The following is a 12080-nucleotide window of genomic DNA, read 5'->3' on the forward strand; positions in this document are numbered from 1 at the left end:
TAGTCTCGCACGTGCAACTCCCGCCCCAACCAACGCCCCAAGCCATAACTGGTGAGGCTGCCCAGCCAAGCGGCGAGCCACAGCAGGGGCAAGGTCACCCACAGCTCGATGGCATGACTGGCACAGAAGGCACCACAAATGAAGAGCAGCGGATCCCCCGGCAGAAAGAACAAGGGCGGTAAACCGATCTCGGCATAGACAACGGCAAACAGCAGCAAGTAGACCAGCGTACCGTACTGGGCGATGGCACCCGCCAGACCCTGATCGGTGTGCAGAACAAGATGCCAAAGTGCCGACCAGTCCATATCGGTCCCGCATCGCCGCGGCCAGCGCGGCTAGGATCCGGCCCTGGCCGCAGCGGGCTTGAGCGAGTAAGGCGCCAGTAGGCGCGCCAGCTGGCCGCTCTTCTGCAAGTCGCGCAATACGCTATTGAAGCTTGCCGCCAGCTCAGGGCTGACCGTCTTGCGCGAAAGGCCCACGCAGTAACGTATGGTCTTTACTTCGAATACCGGGGCGATATTGTTCAGCTTGTTATGGACGATGTAGTACTGGCCGACATCGAGATTGGCGAAGCCCAGGCCCTTGCTGCCATAGCGGCCACCGTCGTTGAGCTTCTTTAGCACAGTCAGGTTATCGAGCTCGGGTACCAGTCTGACCTCGGGGATATCCTGCAGCCAGGCCTTGAGAATGTCGTAGGCACCGGACGGCGCGTAGGCACCGATGGTGTAGCCAGCGAGGCTGGACGGACCGCTGTAGTTGAACGGTATGCCCGTGGGGCCGAACAGGGCGTAGTGGCTTTCGACGATATCGTCGCTCATCTGCAACCTGGCTTCGCGCTCGGGCAGGTTGAGGATGGAAAAGATACCGTCAGCGCTCCCCGCGTCTATCATGCTCCAGGCACGCCGCCATGGCATGACCTCAAGCCGGCAGCGTAGTCCGGCCTTGGTACAGATGGCCTGCACCACGTCCACCATAGCGCCCTTGGGACCGGGACTATCGAGCGTAAAAGGCGGCAGCGGCGCCGTGACCAGCCGGAGCTCCTGGGCAGATACAACGCCAGCCAGACAGGTAAGCGCTAGCAGGGCAAGGCGGCACGGCAGCTTCATGGCGTATTCCGTCGGTCGGGTGCTTACACCATAGCACCTCCGCCCCCCCGGTGGCAGGCCGCTGCCAGTCAGGACAGGACCTGCAGGAAGGTGAGCAGCGGCGGCTCCCGCAGCAGCAATTCGAATGGCCCCCGTACAGCCTGCAGGGCCGGTGCCTGGGCGTGCTGATCCAGCGCAGCCTGATCAGCCCAGATTTCGTAGAACACAAATTCCCCAGGCTCGGCAGGGTTGGCATGCAGGGTGTACTGCACGCAGCCCGGCTCCCCCCGGACCTCGGTCGCCAGCTTGCGCAGCGTGGCTTCCAGCTCAGCTTCCTTGCCGGGCTGGGCTCGCAGTACAGCGGTCAATCGCACTTCTTTCTGGCTCATGGTGTTCCCTTGTTTTTACGGTTGGCCTGGCGGGCAAGCCCGCCAGACAGTCTATCTAGAAGCCCGCGAGTACGTGCTTGCCAACGGCCTTGCCGCTCTCGGCCAGGGCATGCAGGCGCTTGAGGTTGGCGGCGTTGATCGGGCCATCCTGCGCGGTCAGGGTGGTACGCAGCACGCCGACATCGACCAGCTCCGACACCGCATTGAGCAGGCGTTGCTGGGCGATCTGGTCGGCCGTCTGGTAGAGCGAACGGGTGAACATCAGTTCCCAGGCCACGGTCACGCTCTTGCGCTTGAAGGGCACGATATCAAGCTGCTTGGGATCGTCGATCAGCGCCAGATGGCCTTGCGGGGCGATCAGTTCGATGATGGCTGGCAGGTGCTGGTCAGTGGCGGTCAGGCCGGCCACGTACTCGACCTGCGGGATGCCCAGCGCACGCAGTTGTTCCGGCATGGATTGGCGATGGTCGATCACGTGGTGGGCGCCCATGGTCTTAACCCATTCGATGCTCTCGGGCCGCGAGGCGGTGGCGATCACGGTCAGGCCGGTCAGGCGGCGAGCCAGCTGGATCAGGATGGAACCCACACCGCCGGCACCGTTGATCACCAAGAGGCTGCCAGTCTGCTGCTTGTCGCCGTAGGTCACGCCCAGCCGCTCGAACAAGAGCTCCCAGGCGGTGATTGCGGTCAGCGGCAGCGCCGCGGCCTCGGCAAAGCTCAGGCTCTGCGGCTTACGCCCAACCAGCCGCTCGTCCACCACATGCAATTCGCTATTGGCACCGGGGCGGTCCAGCGCACCGGCGTAGTAGACCGCATCGCCCACCTTGTAGCTGGTGACGGCCGAACCGACCGCCTTGACCACACCGGCGGCATCCCAGCCTAGGACCTTGGCCTGACCGGCCGGCGGGGTCATACCACCGCGGATCTTGTAGTCCACCGGGTTGATCGAGATGGCCTCGACCTTGACCAGGAGGTCGTGCGGGCCAGGGACTGGTTCGGGCAGTTCGATATCCAGCAGGGATTCGGCGGCTTCGATGGCTTGCGGGGTGTAGTAGCCGACAGCTTTCATGGTGTTCTCCTATGTGTTTGCAGCACGCTGCCGCAACCTTGACCTGCACGATACGGCCTTGCCATTCAAAAGAAAAACGAATAGTTTTAATAACAGTCAGCAAAAATATTACTGGATTACATCATGCCTCTGCCCGACCTGGAACTCGATCTGCTCCGCGCTTTTGTGGCTGTGGCCGAAAGCGGCAGCATGACCGCCGGTGCCGCCATGATCGGCCGTACGCAATCGGCCGTCAGCCAGAAGATGTTGCGGCTGGAGGATATAGTCGGTTGCCGCCTGTTGGATCGGGCTGGCCGCAGCCTGAACCTGACTGCCGATGGCGAGCGCTTGCTGGTCGCTGCCCGGCGTATGCTGGCCTTCAACGACGAGACCCTGCGCCAGTTTGCCGATCCACCCGCGGCCGGCACCTTGCGGCTGGGGGTGGCGGAGGACTTCATCCCGCACCAGCTGCCGCGCCTCTTGGCCCGCTTTGCACGCAACTACCCGCATATCCGGCTGGAACTGACCACGGGCATGAGCTGCGACCTGATGCACAAGCTCGATGACGATCTCCTGGACCTCGCCATTGCCAAGCGTGACGGCGAGCAGCAGCGTGGGCGGGTGATCTGGCAGGAGCCGCTGGTCTGGATTGCCGCCGAAGGCCTGGATCTCGACCCGGTGGACCCGGTACCACTGGTGCTGCTACCGGCACCCTGTACCTATCGTGGCATCGCCCTGGAGGCGCTATCGCGCGTGCGCCGCGAGAGCCATGTGGCCTGCACCGCCAGCAGCCTGATGGGGGTGCAGGCGGCGGTAGCGGGTGGGCTGGGCGTCACCCTGTTGGGTCGATCGTTTGTGCAGGATGGCCTCAAGGTGCTCGACCCGCACGATGGCTGGCCCACCTTGCCTACCACCGAGATCGTGCTGCTGGGCGAGGACCGAGCCCGCCCGCATCTGACCCAGCCGCTACTGGGCTTCTTGACCGAGAGTCTGGCCTCCTCCCGGCTGGCGGTACATTAGGGCCGCCTATTGGGCTGCGGAAGCAGCTCCGAGAGGTAGACCTCATGGCTGAGCTTGTCAAAGAGGCACAGCATCTGTACCCGTTGCGCCTTCAGGTGCGCTTGAGGGAGGTAGCCGGCGATCAGCAAGGCGGCATAGCCCACCCTGTCATCGAACTCCGCCGGCGCGCTGAGTGCGCGGGCCTGCCTGAGGCCGCTCTCGTGCAGGCAGCGCTCCACCACTTCGCGATCATGGGCATTCCAGGCATCCGGGCTGGAGGCCTGGGCAGGCAGAAGCGCAGCGGCGAGCAGGCAGACCGCCACAGCGCGGGCAGGCATCAGAACCGATCTGGCGGGCATGATCTTTCCATGGTGGCATCGGGTAGTGCGCATCTTGGCAGGCAGAGGCAAAACGCTGGCTGAACCGCACGGCAATGTCCACAAACAAGCACGGCGCCCTGGGGCGCCGTGTCGCTTTCTTCCATACCGCTTCTCGATTTAGCCATGGCGGGCACCATCGGCCTGGGTCAGTTGGGCCATCGTTTGCGTGGTCTGCGTCTTCGGTTGGGTCTCACCGATCAGGGCGACGGCGAAGAAGGCGGCCAGGCCAACAACCAGGGTAGCTTCGAAGAGTTCGTTGATGCGGGTCATGATGTTTCCTCTCTGATTTCAGTTTTTGCGACACCGTTGTCGCTTGCTTGAGGTCATCATGCGTTAGCCCGCGTGGCAATGAACGCGACTTGAGACGATACGACAAAGTGGCGGGATGAAATGCGTAGGGCGGCGATGAAATACACGACGGCAGGGGCTTGCAGTGCGGCCGGACAGCCTTATATACAGGACGTTACGGCCTCCCATTACCCAGCGCCCTACCCTTGCGCCCCGGTGACGTAGGCTGCGCCCCCCATCGATCATGGGCAGGAAACGAACCCCGTTCTGCAGCGCTAGATTCGAGGAGTGCCGATGTCCCTATACCATCTTGCCCAGCTCAATATCGCCCGCCTGAAGGCGCCCATGGATTCGCCCTTCATGGCGGACTTCGTAGCCAACTTGGACCGCATCAATGCCCTGGCAGAGAACTCGCCCGGCTTTGTCTGGCGGCTCAAGGATGACAGTGGCGACGCCACCGCCCTGCGCCCCTTCGAGGACGACATCATCGTCAATATGTCGGTATGGACCGACGTAGCGGCACTGAGCGACTACGCCTTCAAGTCTGCCCATGTAGAGATATTGCGCCGCCGGCGCGAATGGTTCGACCGCATGGAAGACGCCTATATGGTGCTGTGGTGGGTACCGGCGGGCCATATCCCTACAGCGGCGGAAGCCAGGGAACGGCTGGAGCACCTGCGCCAGCACGGCGCCACACCCCATGCCTTCAGCTTTCGCCAAGCCTATCCGGCACCCGATGCGCCCGGTGCAGATCAGGCGCGCGATGAGAGCGAGACCTGTCCGGCTGAATAAGGCTCGAACTGGAACCCACCAAAGCAAACACGGCGCCCTCGGGCGCCGTGTTTGCTTTCCGTGGTACCGCTGGTTGATTTAGCCATGGCGGGCACCGTCGACTTGGGTCAGTTGGGCCACGGTTTGGGCAGTCTGGGCCTTGGGCTGGGTCTCACCGATCAGTGCCACGGCGAAGAAGGCAGCCAGGCCGACAACCAGGGTGGCTTCGAACAGTTCGTTGATGCGGGTCATGATATTTCCTCTCTGATTTCAGTTTTTGCGACACCGTTGTCGCTTGCAGTGAGGTCATCATGCATCGGCCTGCGGCGCAATGAACGCCACTTGAGACGATATGCAGAAACTGCGGGATGAAATGCAGCTGGGATCGATGAATCTTGTGTTACCGGTTTGCCCTTGCCGAGATCGGTATCTAGTCTGAACACGCTCGGTGGCTAGCCTGGGCATTCCGACCATACATAACAAGAAACTGAACCTACCGAGGAAGACCATGAACCTGAAACGCTATACGCAGCCGCTTTGCGCAGCGCTGCGCGGCCTGCTACTGACCGCCGGCCTATTCGCCGTACAGACCGTAGAAGCACAGACGCTCACTGCCACCGCCCAAGGGCGCATCGACTATGCGAGCTACACCCCCAAGACCATGTTCGATCTGGCCCGTGAGCACCGGGAGAACTGGGCACCACAGCCGGTATGGGGTTTCCTGAGCCTGCCGGCCAATACCAGCCAGCCGGCACCCGCCATGGTGCTGATGCACGGCAGCGGTGGCATCGAGGCCAGCATGGATCAGTGGGTAGCGACCTTCAATGGCATGGGCATAGCCACCTTTGTGGTCAGCAGCTTCGAGCCGCGCGGCGTAATCAAGACGGTGGACGATCAAAGCCTGGTTCCGCCCGCCGCAACCCTGATGGATGGACTGCTCGCCCTACCCTTGCTGGCAGGCCACCCGGCCATAGACCCGAGCCGGATCGGCATCATGGGCTTCTCGCGTGGTGGCGCGGTGGCTTTCCGCACCGCGATCGAGCCGCTACGCAAGGCGGTTATCAAGAGCGATCTGCACTTTGCCCTGCATATCCCCGTGTATTCCGGTTGCAGCCAGGTGTACTGGTCGCCGCAGGTGAGCAAAGCATCGATCATCAATCTGGTCGGTGAAGCGGATGACTACACCACGGCCGCAGCCTGCGAACAGCTGGCCATGCGTTACGCCGGTGCTGGTGCAAACATCCGTACGATCCGTTATGCCAATGCGCCGCATTCCTGGGATGCCACCTACCCGCTGCAATATCTACCCCAAGCCACTACCGCCTCGCCCTGCGGCATCGTGCGCTGGGATATTGAAAACTGGCAGATCACGGCCGAGCGTACCGGTGAGGTACTGGCCCCTGCCAAGCTGGATGCCTTCTTCAACAGCTGCTCCAAGCGCGGCGTACATGTGGGTCGGAACGAACAGGCCTACCAGCGCCTGCGTGCCGACGTGATGTCCTTGACCCGCGAGATTCTATTTCTGCACGGCCGCTGATCGCTGAGCCCCAAAGCAAACACGGCGCCCTGGGGCGCCGTGTCGCTTTCTGCTGTCCTATCGCTCGATTTAGCCATGGCGGGCACCATCGGCTTGGGCCAGTTGCGCCACGCTTTGGGTGGCCTGGGTCTTGGGCTGGGTCTCGCCGATCAGAGCGACGGCGAAAAAGGCGGCCAGACCAACAACCAGGGTCGCTTCGAAGAGTTCGTTGATGCGGGTCATGATGTATTTCCTCTCTGTTTTCCGTTGTTTGCGACACCGTTGTCGCTTGCAGTGAGGTCATCATGGCTTAGTCTGGCGCACAAGAAAGTCCGCTTGAGACGGTATGACAAAGTGACGGGATGAAATGCGCTGCGTGCCGATGAAATGCGATGACAGGTTCAGCCGTCAGCCAACTTGTCGAGGATGGGACAGTCCGGCCGGGCATCCCCGCAGCAGTGATCGGCCAGACTCATCAGGGTATTACGCATCTCGGTCAGCGCACGGATACGTTCATCAAGCTCTGTCACGTGCTGCTCGGCCAGCGCTTTGACATCGGCGCTCGCACGATGCTTGTCTTCCCACAGCGAGAGCAGCAGCCGTATCTGCTCCAGCGAAAAGCCCAGATCACGGGCACGGCGAATAAAGCGCAGGATATGCACATCACGAGCCTGGTACTGCCGGTAGCCGGCCTGGCTGCGCTGACTGGGCGCCAAGAGACCGATGGACTCATAGTGCCGGACCATCTTGGCCGAGACACCGCTGGCACGGGCCAATTCACCGATATTCATGCGTGCCTCCTTGTTCACCAGCCGGCCGCCAGCGGCGTAACAGCAAGGCGTTGGACACTACGCTCACGCTGGAGAAGGCCATGGCCGCGCCGGCGATCACCGGGTTGAGCAGGCCCAGCGCCGCCAGCGGGATACCTACCACGTTGTAGACAAAGGCCCAGAACAGGTTCTGGCGGATCTTGCGATAGGTGCGCCGCGAGATGGCGATGGCGTCGGCCACCAGGGCTGGATCGCCACGCATCAGGGTGATGCCGGCGGCGTGCATGGCCACATCGGTACCGGTACTCATGGCGATACCCACGTCGGCCGCAGCCAGGGCCGGAGCATCGTTGATGCCATCGCCCACCATGGCGGTCACATGGCCATCGGCCTGCAGCTCGGCTACCCGGGCCGCCTTATCCGATGGCAGGACGTTGGCCTGAAACTGGTCAATACCGAGTGCCGAGGCCACGCTTTGGGCAGCACCGGGGTTGTCGCCGGTAATCATGGCGGTACGTATGCCTAGCGACTTGAGTTGGCTGATGGCGGCAGCAGCACCTGGCTTGATCTCATCGCCAAAGGCCAACAAGCCAAGCACGCGGCGCTCTGCTTGGCTGGCCAGCCAGGAGACGGTACGTCCATCGGCCTCCAGCGCATCGGCCTGGCTTACAAGGTTACCAAGTACCAGGCCCTGCTCGGTCATCAGGCGGGCATTGCCCAACAGATAGACCCGGCCGTCCACCTCGCCGCTCAGACCACGGCCTGGCAGGGCCCGCACCGCTTGGGCAGGCGCCGGCTGCACACCGCGTTGCCGAGCAGCGGCGAGTACGGCACGCCCCAGGGGGTGCTCGCTGCCGGCTTGCAGACTGGCAGCAATGCTCAAGACGGCCGCGTCGTCGCCATCCGCCGCCAGCAGCGCAGCCAGGATGGGCCTACCCACGGTCAGGGTGCCGGTCTTGTCGAAAACCACTGCAGTGAGCTTGTGAGCCACTTCCAAAGCCTCGGCATCCTTGATCAGGATGCCGTGCCGGGCTGCCACACCGGTACCGGCCATGATGGCGGTCGGGGTAGCGAGACCCAAGGCGCAGGGGCAGGCGATCACCAGCACGGCGACGGCGTTGAGGATGGCCAGCTCGGCATTGCCGCTGACCAGCCACCAGCCCACCAGGGTAAACAAGGCCAACAGCAGCACCACTGGGACAAAGACCGCGCTGACCTCGTCCACCAGGCGCTGGATAGGTGCCTTGGCCGCCTGGGCGTTTTCCACCAGGCGGATGATGCGCGCCAGGGTGGTCTCGGCACCGATCGCCGTCGTACGTACCAGGAGCAGGCCTTCGGCATTGATCGCGCCACCGGTCACCTTGTCGCCCACCGCCTTGGGCAGCGGCAGGCTCTCGCCGGTGAGCAGCGACTCATCCAAATGACTGCGGCCTTCCACAACCTCGCCATCCACCGGCACACGCTCGCCGGGACGGATCACGACCAGGTCGCCCAGTTTGACTTCGTCCACCGGCAGGTCGTGATCGCCATCCTGGCGCCGAACACGTGCCATGGCCGGGCGCAGGTCCTGCAGCGCGCGGATCGCCTCGGTGGTCTGGCGCTTGGCGCGTCCCTCCAGCCACTTGCCCAGCAGGACCAGGGTGATCACCACGGCCGAAGCTTCAAAATAAAGATGCGGCATGCCGCCATGACCCGCATGGGCCAGCAGTTGGTAGAGGCTCAAGCCATAGCCGGCACTGGTACCAACGGCCACCAGGAGATCCATATTGCCGCTGAGTGCCAGCAGGGCCTTCCAGCCGGAGCGATAAAAGCGAGCCCCCAGCCAGAACTGCACCGGCGTTGCCAGTGCCAACTGCCACCAGCCGGGCAGCATCCAATCCACGCCAAAGACCGCCAGTACCATGGGCAGTAACAAAGGTAGAGACAGGATGGCGGCGACCGCTACCGGCCACCATGCCGGCAGTCGGGGTTGTGGCGCCATGGTGGTCGCCACTATCGGCAGGTGGGCGGCATAGCCAGCCTTGCCCACCGCCTCGATCAAGGCAGCCAGGGGCGTACCACGCAGCACCCGCAGGTTGGCGCGCTCGGTAGCCAGGTTGACCGACACCTGTGCCACCCCAGGTACGCGGCCGAGCACTTTCTCCACCCGCGCCACACAACTGGCACAGGTCATACCTTCGATATCAAGGCTGACGTCTTCTTCGGGCACGCTATAACCGGCCTTCTCAATCGCAGCCTGGACCTGGATCAGGTCCACCTTCCCTGCCGAGCTGATGGTGGCGGATTCAGTGGCCAGATTGACCGAGGCCTCAACCACACCGGGGAGGCGACGCAACACCTTCTCCACCCGCGCAACACAGCTGGCGCAGGTCATGCCCTCCACGCCGATGGAGAGGCGGTTAGGGGCAGTAGCGGGGGTATCGACCATGGTGCGGACCTTCCGGTGGTAATGGCTGGCAGTGTGATCCTTCCCATGATGGGAAGGTCAAGAGATTGTAGCTAGTGCGTCGAGATTCAAGCCTGCACCACCTCAAAGCCCAGCGCCGCAATGCTGGCCTGGATTTCCGAAGGGGGCACCGTGGACACCACGCTTACCAGCCCTGCCGCGAGATCGACCGTCACCGTGGCCGTATCGTCCAGCGCCGCCAGCGCGCGGGTAATCTTGCCGACGCAACTGCCACAACCCATACCCTTGACCTGATAGACCTGCATGACGTGCTCCTTGCACAGAAGCAACCCTATTGGCTGCAGGACCACTTTCAAGCTTGCCACCGTGGCAAGGTCAAGTGTTTCTGCACAGCGAGCACCCATAACGAAACACGGCGCCCTCAGGCGCCGTGTTTCTTGCGGACTGCGATGCAGTTATCAGGCATGTTGACCCACCCCCGCGGCTTGGGCCAACTGACCTTGCGGGGCGTTGGCGGAGGCAGGCTCGGCCGGCAGGGCCTCCAGCACCAGGGCGGCAGCAAAGAAGCCAGCCAGGCTGAACAGCAGGACACTCTCGAACAATTCGTTGATGCTGGTTTTCATGGTCTCTTCTTCCTCACGGTGGTACTGCCTGAATGGCAGTGAGGCCATCATGCGCAAGCCCTAACAGCAATGGCAGCGCTTTGCGACCAATTGCCGGTAGCGGTGACCAACGACCGGATTGCACGATGAATCGCCGGAAGGGAGAAAGAAAATTCCTCTTATTTACAGTAGCTTATGCTTATTTTAATGATCTCGATTAATGTCTGATTAATCGATCCGGGACCATACTCACCGCCTTGTTCCATTCCGGCCCAGCGCCGAGGCAGAGGCCCACCATGTCCACAACTCCACCCCATATCCGAGCCGCCCTACCCTTGCGTGCACTGCATTGGTTGATGGCGGGGCTGGTCATCCTTGCCCTAGTCTGTATCTACAGCAAAGGCTGGTTCGACAAAGGCACGCCGATACGCAGCCTGCTCTCCGCCACGCATATCTTTGCCGGACTGACCGTGGGCTGGCTGTTGCTGCCACGGTGGTTGGTCCGGCTGCGCCATCCGCTGCCTGCTATCGAGCCACCAGCTCCACGCTGGCAAACCGCCTTTGCCCACGCAGCCCACCTGGCGCTCTATGCGGGCATGCTGGCCCTGCCGCTGCTAGGTGTGTTGTTCATGCAAGCCAATGGCCGTGAGGTGCACTACCTGGGCTGGACCTTGCCCACCCTGATCGACCCCAACCCGGCTACCTATCATGCGCTCAAGGAAATCCATGAAAATGTGGGCGTAACACTGCTGGTACTGGTGGCCCTGCACGCTGTGGCGGCGCTGTGGCACCACCGCGTGCAGCGTGACAACACCCTGCAACGGATGCTGTAACGACCGCGAGGGAAGCTCCGTCAGGCTGGCCGAGGTCCGCTGCGAGCGCTCGGCCAGGTTGGCCACCGGGCCTGCGACAGCATCGATCGTGCTCGCACTGCCGTCGATAGCTGCCGATGGCCAGGTCGATATCGCGCACCAGCACGGTGGCGAGCAGCGCGCAGGACAGCACCCACACTTGATCATCAAGGGCGTTCCCTGGCCAGGGCACAAGGGCTCTCAGCTCGGCGCTTGAAACCCGCTTTTCACCTCGCCAGGGTACCGCCGAGTCACCGACGAACGGTCATATCCCCCAAACCCAGCTTCGTCGCCCTCTGACCACTTCCTCCCACCAAGGCGACAATCGGACGGACAATATCGGAACTTGTCACATTGCCGTCATCTCCTAAGATCATCTTGTTGCCTGTCGGCCGGTTCCCCTCCGGTCACTACGACTTGCCACAAGACTTATCCACGGCGCCTTCCCGGCGCCCGCTTCGGAGCGTACCAGCATGATCGAGATCCGCTATCAGGCTCAGAGCCTGCCTCTGCGCGACGGTGTCTTTCAGGCCGTTGTCTTGCATCAGCGGCAGGTGGATGGTCGAACCGACACCCTGAGCCAGGTATTGGCCGGCACCTTCGGCAGTGAGAAAGCGGCGGAGGATGCCGCCGAACAGGTGATCGCCAAGATCACACCTGTGCCGCGCTGATCAGATCCAGCCCGATACCCGGCCCAGACCGGGTGCTTGCTGTGGCAGCTGCAACAGGCCGCGCCACCGCTTGGCCATGCGCTGCATTTTTGTACCCGCTGTGGGAGAATGCCGAGCAGGAGATGGCATGCCTCCTTGAACCGCCCCTTGGGTACCCCTTGGCGCTGATGATGCCTACACATTTTCCAGGTCAGTCTGGAAGGGTGTAGGCGCACGCCCGATTCCTGCCTGTCCTGGTCATCTGCAACCGACTTTTTGCATTTGGACCGGATCGCATGAGCCCGCTACCTTACCCTACCCTAC

General features: G+C 62.6%; 16 protein-coding genes, 1 pseudogene and 1 riboswitch. Of the genes and pseudogenes, 5 read left to right on the plus strand and 12 right to left on the minus strand.

Annotated elements, in window-relative coordinates:
- The 4 genes and pseudogenes from VIM95_RS13585 to VIM95_RS13600 form a co-directional block, all read right to left on the minus strand.
- A pseudogene (locus tag VIM95_RS13585) lies at positions 1-305 on the minus strand (hypothetical protein); the annotation flags it as partial.
- 30 nt (positions 306-335) lie between these two features.
- Positions 336-1106, minus strand: coding sequence for a substrate-binding periplasmic protein (locus VIM95_RS13590; protein WP_331986510.1), 771 nt, complete (start codon positions 1104-1106; stop codon positions 336-338).
- 68 nt (positions 1107-1174) lie between these two features.
- Positions 1175-1474, minus strand: a complete 300-nt coding sequence (locus tag VIM95_RS13595) for a putative quinol monooxygenase (RefSeq protein ID WP_331986512.1) — start codon at positions 1472-1474, stop codon at positions 1175-1177.
- Positions 1475-1529: 55 nt separating this feature from the next.
- On the minus strand, positions 1530-2543 hold the full coding sequence (locus VIM95_RS13600) for a zinc-binding alcohol dehydrogenase family protein (RefSeq protein ID WP_331986514.1): 1014 nt from the start codon (positions 2541-2543) through the stop codon (positions 1530-1532).
- Between the two features lie 123 nt (positions 2544-2666).
- On the opposite strand from VIM95_RS13600, the gene VIM95_RS13605 reads away from it, so the two are divergent.
- Positions 2667-3542 carry a LysR substrate-binding domain-containing protein gene (locus VIM95_RS13605; protein ID WP_331986516.1) on the plus strand — a complete coding sequence of 292 codons (876 nt, stop codon included), beginning with the start codon at positions 2667-2669 and terminating at the stop codon, positions 3540-3542.
- Here VIM95_RS13605 and VIM95_RS13610 read toward each other — a convergent pair.
- Complete coding sequence (locus VIM95_RS13610; protein WP_331986518.1) at positions 3539-3880, minus strand: hypothetical protein; 342 nt, start codon at positions 3878-3880, stop codon at positions 3539-3541. The two genes, VIM95_RS13605 and VIM95_RS13610, sit on opposite strands and share 4 nt — an antisense overlap.
- Before the next feature lie 138 nt (positions 3881-4018).
- On the minus strand, positions 4019-4171 hold the full coding sequence (locus VIM95_RS13615; RefSeq protein WP_331986520.1) for a hypothetical protein: 153 nt from the start codon (positions 4169-4171) through the stop codon (positions 4019-4021).
- Between the two features lie 312 nt (positions 4172-4483).
- Between VIM95_RS13615 and VIM95_RS13620 the strand changes: the two genes are divergently transcribed.
- Positions 4484-4981 carry a DUF3291 domain-containing protein gene (locus tag VIM95_RS13620; RefSeq protein WP_331986522.1) on the plus strand — a complete coding sequence of 166 codons (498 nt, stop codon included), beginning with the start codon at positions 4484-4486 and terminating at the stop codon, positions 4979-4981.
- A 78-nt stretch (positions 4982-5059) separates the two neighbouring features.
- Here VIM95_RS13620 and VIM95_RS13625 read toward each other — a convergent pair whose 3' ends face one another.
- The gene (locus tag VIM95_RS13625) at positions 5060-5212 is read right to left on the minus strand and encodes a hypothetical protein (RefSeq protein WP_331986524.1); all 153 of its coding nucleotides are present in this window, start codon (positions 5210-5212) and stop codon (positions 5060-5062) included.
- Positions 5213-5468: 256 nt separating this feature from the next.
- Between VIM95_RS13625 and VIM95_RS13630 the strand changes: the two genes are divergently transcribed.
- Positions 5469-6497, plus strand: coding sequence for a dienelactone hydrolase family protein (locus VIM95_RS13630; protein ID WP_331986526.1), 1029 nt, complete (start codon positions 5469-5471; stop codon positions 6495-6497).
- Between the two features lie 69 nt (positions 6498-6566).
- Here the strand turns inward: VIM95_RS13630 and VIM95_RS13635 are convergent, their stop codons facing one another.
- The 5 genes from VIM95_RS13635 to VIM95_RS13655 form a co-directional block, all read right to left on the minus strand.
- A complete protein-coding gene (locus VIM95_RS13635; RefSeq protein WP_331986528.1) occupies positions 6567-6719 on the minus strand; it encodes a hypothetical protein in 153 nt (50 codons plus the stop codon).
- 158 nt (positions 6720-6877) lie between these two features.
- Positions 6878-7267 carry a Cu(I)-responsive transcriptional regulator gene (cueR, locus tag VIM95_RS13640; RefSeq protein ID WP_331986530.1) on the minus strand — a complete coding sequence of 130 codons (390 nt, stop codon included), beginning with the start codon at positions 7265-7267 and terminating at the stop codon, positions 6878-6880.
- Positions 7254-9674, minus strand: coding sequence for a heavy metal translocating P-type ATPase (locus VIM95_RS13645; protein WP_331986532.1), 2421 nt, complete (start codon positions 9672-9674; stop codon positions 7254-7256). The genes cueR and VIM95_RS13645 overlap by 14 nt, the downstream gene beginning before the upstream one ends.
- Positions 9675-9760: 86 nt before the next feature.
- A complete protein-coding gene (locus tag VIM95_RS13650; protein WP_331986534.1) occupies positions 9761-9958 on the minus strand; it encodes a heavy metal-associated domain-containing protein in 198 nt (65 codons plus the stop codon).
- A 153-nt stretch (positions 9959-10111) separates the two neighbouring features.
- Positions 10112-10276, minus strand: coding sequence for a hypothetical protein (locus VIM95_RS13655; RefSeq protein ID WP_331986536.1), 165 nt, complete (start codon positions 10274-10276; stop codon positions 10112-10114).
- Between the two features lie 275 nt (positions 10277-10551).
- Between VIM95_RS13655 and VIM95_RS13660 the strand changes: the two genes are divergently transcribed.
- Both VIM95_RS13660 and VIM95_RS13665 read left to right on the plus strand, forming a co-directional pair.
- A complete protein-coding gene (locus tag VIM95_RS13660) occupies positions 10552-11088 on the plus strand; it encodes a cytochrome b (RefSeq protein WP_331986538.1) in 537 nt (178 codons plus the stop codon).
- A gap of 491 nt (positions 11089-11579) precedes the next feature.
- Positions 11580-11777 (plus strand): hypothetical protein, encoded by a 198-nt coding sequence (locus tag VIM95_RS13665; protein ID WP_331986540.1) that lies wholly within the window; start codon positions 11580-11582, stop codon positions 11775-11777.
- A gap of 109 nt (positions 11778-11886) precedes the next feature.
- A riboswitch (Fluoride riboswitch) is annotated at positions 11887-11961 on the plus strand.
- The last annotated feature ends 119 nt before the right edge of the window (positions 11962-12080 follow it).

It is taken from the genome of Chitinimonas sp. (assembly GCF_036568685.1).
GTDB lineage: Bacteria > Pseudomonadota > Gammaproteobacteria > Burkholderiales > Chitinimonadaceae > Chitinimonas.

Excerpts from the sequence above, each read along its gene's own strand:
- VIM95_RS13605 (WP_331986516.1), top strand. The coding sequence starts at position 2,667 with ATGCCTCTGCCCGACCTGGAACTCGATCTGCTCCGCGCTTTTGTGGCT.
- VIM95_RS13610 (WP_331986518.1), bottom strand. The coding sequence starts at position 3,880 with ATGCCCGCCAGATCGGTTCTGATGCCTGCCCGCGCTGTGGCGGTCTGC.
- VIM95_RS13645 (WP_331986532.1), bottom strand. The coding sequence starts at position 9,674 with ATGGTCGATACCCCCGCTACTGCCCCTAACCGCCTCTCCATCGGCGTG.
- VIM95_RS13630 (WP_331986526.1), top strand. The coding sequence starts at position 5,469 with ATGAACCTGAAACGCTATACGCAGCCGCTTTGCGCAGCGCTGCGCGGC.
- VIM95_RS13655 (WP_331986536.1), bottom strand. The coding sequence starts at position 10,276 with ATGAAAACCAGCATCAACGAATTGTTCGAGAGTGTCCTGCTGTTCAGC.
- VIM95_RS13665 (WP_331986540.1), top strand. The coding sequence starts at position 11,580 with ATGATCGAGATCCGCTATCAGGCTCAGAGCCTGCCTCTGCGCGACGGT.
- VIM95_RS13590 (WP_331986510.1), bottom strand. The coding sequence starts at position 1,106 with ATGAAGCTGCCGTGCCGCCTTGCCCTGCTAGCGCTTACCTGTCTGGCT.
- VIM95_RS13595 (WP_331986512.1), bottom strand. The coding sequence starts at position 1,474 with ATGAGCCAGAAAGAAGTGCGATTGACCGCTGTACTGCGAGCCCAGCCC.
- VIM95_RS13660 (WP_331986538.1), top strand. The coding sequence starts at position 10,552 with ATGTCCACAACTCCACCCCATATCCGAGCCGCCCTACCCTTGCGTGCA.
- cueR (WP_331986530.1), bottom strand. The coding sequence starts at position 7,267 with ATGAATATCGGTGAATTGGCCCGTGCCAGCGGTGTCTCGGCCAAGATG.
- VIM95_RS13600 (WP_331986514.1), bottom strand. The coding sequence starts at position 2,543 with ATGAAAGCTGTCGGCTACTACACCCCGCAAGCCATCGAAGCCGCCGAA.
- VIM95_RS13625 (WP_331986524.1), bottom strand. The coding sequence starts at position 5,212 with ATGACCCGCATCAACGAACTGTTCGAAGCCACCCTGGTTGTCGGCCTG.
- VIM95_RS13650 (WP_331986534.1), bottom strand. The coding sequence starts at position 9,958 with ATGCAGGTCTATCAGGTCAAGGGTATGGGTTGTGGCAGTTGCGTCGGC.
- VIM95_RS13620 (WP_331986522.1), top strand. The coding sequence starts at position 4,484 with ATGTCCCTATACCATCTTGCCCAGCTCAATATCGCCCGCCTGAAGGCG.
- VIM95_RS13635 (WP_331986528.1), bottom strand. The coding sequence starts at position 6,719 with ATGACCCGCATCAACGAACTCTTCGAAGCGACCCTGGTTGTTGGTCTG.
- VIM95_RS13615 (WP_331986520.1), bottom strand. The coding sequence starts at position 4,171 with ATGACCCGCATCAACGAACTCTTCGAAGCTACCCTGGTTGTTGGCCTG.